General features: G+C 68.0%; 6 protein-coding genes and 1 pseudogene. All 7 read right to left on the bottom strand.

What is annotated here, in order from left to right; all coding sequences use genetic code 11:
* Positions 1-696, bottom strand: a 696-nt coding sequence (locus ACFZDA_RS41490) for an extracellular solute-binding protein (RefSeq protein WP_391091742.1), incomplete at its 3' end; no start/stop codon positions are given.
* Positions 697-820: 124 nt separating this feature from the next.
* A pseudogene (locus ACFZDA_RS41495) lies at positions 821-957 on the bottom strand (IS110 family transposase); the annotation flags it as partial.
* A gap of 199 nt (positions 958-1,156) precedes the next feature.
* Positions 1,157-1,891 (bottom strand): SDR family oxidoreductase, encoded by a 735-nt coding sequence (locus ACFZDA_RS41500; RefSeq protein ID WP_391091744.1) that lies wholly within the window; start codon positions 1,889-1,891, stop codon positions 1,157-1,159.
* A gap of 76 nt (positions 1,892-1,967) precedes the next feature.
* Complete coding sequence (locus tag ACFZDA_RS41505) at positions 1,968-3,074, bottom strand: alanine racemase (protein ID WP_391091746.1); 1,107 nt, start codon at positions 3,072-3,074, stop codon at positions 1,968-1,970.
* Positions 3,075-3,193: 119 nt separating this feature from the next.
* Positions 3,194-3,667: a RidA family protein gene (locus ACFZDA_RS41510; protein WP_334490456.1), complete on the bottom strand. Its 474-nt coding sequence runs from the start codon at positions 3,665-3,667 to the stop codon at positions 3,194-3,196.
* A 198-nt stretch (positions 3,668-3,865) separates the two neighbouring features.
* On the bottom strand, positions 3,866-4,546 hold the full coding sequence (locus tag ACFZDA_RS41515) for a haloacid dehalogenase type II (protein WP_391091748.1): 681 nt from the start codon (positions 4,544-4,546) through the stop codon (positions 3,866-3,868).
* Positions 4,547-4,660: 114 nt separating this feature from the next.
* Positions 4,661-5,461: FAD-dependent oxidoreductase (locus ACFZDA_RS41520; protein ID WP_391091750.1), on the bottom strand; the 801-nt coding region annotated here is incomplete at its 5' end.

Here is a 5,461-nt window from a genome sequence, read left to right on the forward strand (position 1 = left end):
CGGGCCGCTGTCCCAGAACTTCTTGATGTCACCCCGCAGCCGCGTCAGCACCTTGAACGCGCGGTCCACATCCAGCGGATACAGCTTGTCCATCGCAACACCGTCGGCCAGCAGCGCGAACTCCAGCTCCGGCAGGTCACCGTCCGGGCTGCACATCGCACGGCCGCCCTTGAACGCCTTGGCGTCGAAGAAGTCCGCCCACGACTCGGGCTTCTTTCCGCCGAAGGCGTCCGTGCGGTAGGCGATGCACTGGCCGTAGAAGCTGTGGCCGATGGCATGCTGGGTGATCTGGTTCTCGGGGATCTTCGCGCTCTTCACGCTCTTGATCCGGTCGAGGTCCAGCGCCTCCAGCGCGTCGTGCTTGACGTACTTGGTGTGCGACACCATCGCGTCGTTGATGAGGTCACACTGCGGCCGGCCCTGCTTGATCTGGGCCAGCAGCGGGGCGTTGTCCAGGTTGAGCACCTTGACGCTGATGCCGGTCTCCTGCGTGAACGGCGTGTAGATCGCCTTCTGCAGCGCCGCGCCGTAGGAACCGCCGCTGTCACGGACGACCACCGTCTTGCCGCCGCCCTTGCCGGACGAGGAACGGCTGCTGCCGGAGCCGCAGGCGGCGAGGGCGGGAAGAGCGGCGAGCGCGGCCAGGCCGCCGGCTCCGCGCAGGAGCGCTCTACGACCAATCTGGGGATCACTCATGGCAATACTCCTCATCTGGGGACGGGTGGGACCAGCTGTGCGGAGGCTTTGGCTCGCAGGTGCCGGGGGATCGTGCAGGGCGGCGAGCGCGGACAGAAGCACGTGCGTTGCCGGTCGCCGCATTGGGCGTGTGTTCGCCGTGGATCGAAGTCCCCGACGACCTTGTTGTCGGGGCGAATCCAGTCAGGAAATCGGGTGAGTGGCGGTGGGAAAGCTTGAGCCGTCGCAGGCGGTGACCGGCAGGGTGTCGGCGCTCCTCATCAGAGCCTCAGCATGAATGCACTCATGAGGGATCTGGCACGGGCACTCTGGGTGGTGCAGTTCGAGTGCGGCGATCGGGGCATGCGCTCGATTCGTGGTCGAGCCGTCATGCTGCGATCGGCGGTCGCCTGAGGCAGAAGACAGAACGGAGAACAGGTCGTTCGACCCCATGCTGGTGTTTGATGCCCGGCAGGGGTGTTCAGAAGGCGGTGTACCCGCCGTCGACGGTCAGGACCGATCCGGTCACGTACGACGACTCCGACGATGCGAAGAAGAGCACTGCGTCGGCGACCTCTTCGGGGGTGGCGAGGCGTTGGAGCGGGATCGTGCTCTCGCGCTGGCGGCGGTAGGCCTCGGGGTCGGGCCTGCGCTGGAACGCCGCTTCGATGATCGGGGTGGCGGTCAGGCCAGGCGCGACGACGTTGACGCGGATGTTGCGCGGGGCCCACTCGATCGCCGCACCCTTGGCGAGCATGATGAGGCCCCCCTTGGCGGCGGAGTACAGGACCTGCCCGGCCATGCCGACCATGCCCAGCCGTGAGCTGACGCAGACGAACGAGCCGCCGGTCTCGGGCATCAGCGGCGCGAAGTGCTTCATCACCAGGAACGCGCTGAGCAGGTTGCTCTCCAGCACGTTCCTCGCGTCGTCGCAGGCCATCCCGGTGAGCGGACCGTCGGCCTGCAGACCGTGGTTGAGGACGACGACGTCGACGGTGCCGAAGGACTGCGCCGCCTGCTTGGCCAAGTGCTCGACGAACGACTCGTCGTTGAGATCTCCGGGAACGTAAAGGTCGTCGGGCTCAGCGCTGTCGAGCCGCTCCCTGCGACCCGTGAGCAGCAGCCGCGCGCCCTCGCGGCGGAAGTGGGAACTCACCGCCTGCCCTATGCCGCTGCTGGCGCCTGTCACCAAGGCGGTGACGTTGTTGAGTCTCATGTCAGGCACTCCTGTTACGGGGGAGGTCGGTCGGGGGTGGGGGCTCGGGGAGGACGGGGGTGTCGTCCCATGCCGGTCAGTTGAGGAATCCGCGGGCGTCGACCGGCCACCGCTGCAGCGACGTGCCCGTGCTGTCGGTGACGATCAGTTCCTCGAAACCGAGGACGACCGGGCACACGTGGTTCGGCACCACCGGTACGACGGTGCCGACGCCGGGGCGGAACTCGCCGTCCGGCAGCGCGAGGAAGCCGTGGTACTCGTTGACCTTGGACAGGACCGCCTTCGTGCCGGCGATGCCGCCGTAGCCGATCTCGGGACTGCCTTCCTTGCTGAGGGCCTTGTTGCCCACATCGACGATGACCTGGCCGGGGACCCAGTCGCTGACCACGGTGCCGGCGACGAACAACGCGATCTGGTCCTCCGTGCAGGCGCCCAGCCGGGCGTTGCCCAGATCACCGAAGACGTACTCGCCGGGACGGATCTCGGTGATCACGCCGCTGGTGGAGAACTCAAGGGTGGGAGTGGAGCCCGCGCTGACCACCTCCGCGGTGACCCCGACGCCTTCGAGGCCGCGTACCGCGGTGGTGAGCGCGGCTTCCTGGTCCTGCGCGGCGCGCCGGCGGGCGTCCCGGTCGGTGCCGCCGTGACCGGGATAGGTGAAGACTCCCACCGGCACCAGACCGCGCTTGCGGGCGGCGAGCGCGAGATCGCCCGCGGCCTCGGGCGGCGCCCCGGAACGACGGGCGCCGCAGTCGACCTCGATGACGACCTGCAGCCGCTCGGGTTCGTCTCCCATCGCATCGGCGAGAGCCTCGATCGCCGCGACGTTGTCGGCGCCGACCCTCAGCCGGGCGGACTCGGCGAGCCGGCGGATCCGGGCCCGCTTCGTTCCCGCGGGCCAGATCGGGTAGGCGAGGAAGATGTCGTCGAACCCGGCCGCGGCGAAGACCTCGGCCTCACCGACGTTCCCCGCGGTGATCCCGACCGCGCCGGCCTCGATCTGGCGCCGCCCGATCTCCACGCACTTGTGCGTCTTGACGTGCGGCCTGACCTTGAGGTTGCGCTGGTCGGCGAAGCCCTGAACGCGGTCGATGTTGCCCTGCATGACGTCGACCAGGACGATCGGCGCGGGGGTGTCGATCCGCTCGACCAGAGCGTCGAGTGCTCGTTGCAGCTGGTTCACGCTGCCCTCCTTGTTGCTGTGCCTGGGACTGATCGGGGCCGCGGATGCCGACCCCCGGATGCGGAGCGAGCGGCCCGCGACATCGCGAGCGCTCGCGCCACACCACCGTCGTGCCTGCTCTACACCGCGGTGCAGACCATCTGGATCTCGACCGGACTGTTGACCGGTAGCCCGGCGACACCGATCGCGGTGCGGGCGTGCCGTCCGTTCTCACCCAGCACCTCGATGAGCAGGTCACTGGCCGCGCTGGCGACGGTCGACTGCAGACCGAAGTCGGGCGTACTGGCCACGAAGACCAGCATCTGCACGATCCGGACCCGGTCCAGATCGCCCACCGCCTGCACAGCAGCCGCAAGGCAGTTGAGCGCGGCATGGCGCGCGAGCTCCTTCGCGGTGTCCAGCTCCACGTCCCGGCCGACAATGCCCCGACCCAGCAGCTCGCCGTCCTTGTAAGGCAGCTGGCCCGAAATGTAGATGCTGGAATCCACACTCCGGTGGTGCACGTAGTACGGGTTGTCGCGGAGCTCGGGGAGGGCCAGACCCAGGGCCTGGAGCCGATCGGAAGCCGAGCCGGTGTCTGCTGCCGAAGCCACGGGCCCGCTCACCGCGCCACCACCGCGGACGACACAGGGCACAGACCCTCGCGGCTGACCAGGAGAACCCGCTTCGTGTAAATCTTGATCATCTGTGCTCGTTCTCCTCTCGAGTAACAATGGCGGACGAAACGCCGCATGACGGCTTAAAATCGCCTCGCATTGTCGTTTTTCGACGATAGGGGTGCGCGTCGCGCGTCAGATGCCGAGCATGGTGTTGAGCTCGTCCAGGGACTTCACGGTCACGTAGTCGTATCCGTGGGTGACCGGGTCGCAGCCGCGGTCCAGGAGGACGAGGTTACGGAAGCCCATGTCGTGCATCGGCATCAGGTCGTAGCGGGTGTGCGAGGAGACGTGCACGAAGTCCTCGGGGGACGCGTCGAGCTGGTCGAGCATGTACTCGAACGCGGCGTAGCGGGGCTTGTAGTAGCCGGCCTGCTCCGCGGTGAAGACCGCGTGGAAGTCCGCTCCGAGCCGGGGCACGCTCTCCTTGAGGAAGGAATCGTCGGCGTTGGAGAGGATCACCAGCTTGTAGTTCTCGCCCATCTTCTTCAGCGGTTCCGGCACATCCGCGTGCGGGCCCCAGCTGCGCACGCCGTCGGCGAGCCGCTTGCCGGCGTCCGGGGCCGCCTTGATGCCCCACTTGCGGCAGACCCGCTCGAAGGAGTCCTGCAGCACCTGCTCGTAGGGGTAGTACTCGCCGCGGACCTGGTCGTAGCGGTAGCCGCGGAACTCGCGGACGAACTGGTCCCAGTGCTCGGCCGGAATCTGGTCGCCGACGAGCTCACGGGTGATGGGGGTCATCGGCCACTCGACCAACGTGCCGTAGCAGTCGAACGAGACGTATTTCGGGCGGAACTGGAACGAGGGAATGGGCATGGAAGTGCTCCACTTTCTTGGTTCGGAGAACTGGTCACGGTCGGCGCGGCCCTTTCGGACACGCTCATGACCGAGATCGGAGTGGGTGGTGATGCCATCGGTGACCGCCGGGGATCAGGAGACGCCGGCTCCTGCCGGGACGAGGAAGTCGATGGGGTGTTCCGTGGCGCCGTCGAGCGCCAGGTCGGCGGCGATCTCGCCCATCGTGGGCGAGAACTTGAAGCCGCTGCCGGAGAACCCGGCCATGACGATGATGTCGTCCTCGCCCGGGAGATGACCGACGAGCGGGTTTCCGGACTCCGTGTAGCCCTCCATGTAGGCCGACATCCTGATGGGGTCGGGGTTCAGGTCGGGCATGAGTTCACCGATGAGCTCGCGGAAGACGCCGAGTTCCTCGGGGCGGACCGTACACTCCAGCCGTTCGGGCTCGGGCACCGGCGCATGGTATTTGAAGGAAAGACCGAGCTTGACGGAGATACCGTCGGGCGACGGGATCCCGAAGCAGTCGTGGGGTGCGGCGCGCACGAAGGAAGGGGCACCGCCCGCGAACCAGTCGTGGCGGGTGGGCAGGTGCCAGGAGCAGACCACCTGGCGGACGTCGACGGCCTGGGGCAGGTCCGGGAGCAGCGTGTTGATCCAGGGGCCCACGGTCACCACGGCGGTGTCCACGTGGTCCGTGCCCTGGTCGGTGACGATGTGCACGCCGCCGCCCGCCGCGGGGACGACCTCGCGCACCGTGGTGTAGCGGTGCAGCCGGGCGCCCAGCTGTTCGGCGCGGGCGGCGGCCGCCTGGACCGCTGCCTCGGGCCTGATGACGGCGCCAACCGGTCGAGGACGGCGGTGTGTCCGTCCGGGAGCCGGTGCTGGGGGTAGCGGCGGGCGAGTTCCTCCCGGTCCAGCACCTCGTGATCCAGC

The organism is Streptomyces sp. NPDC007991 (assembly GCF_042958445.1).
In the GTDB taxonomy this organism is placed as follows: Bacteria; Actinomycetota; Actinomycetes; order Streptomycetales; family Streptomycetaceae; genus Streptomyces.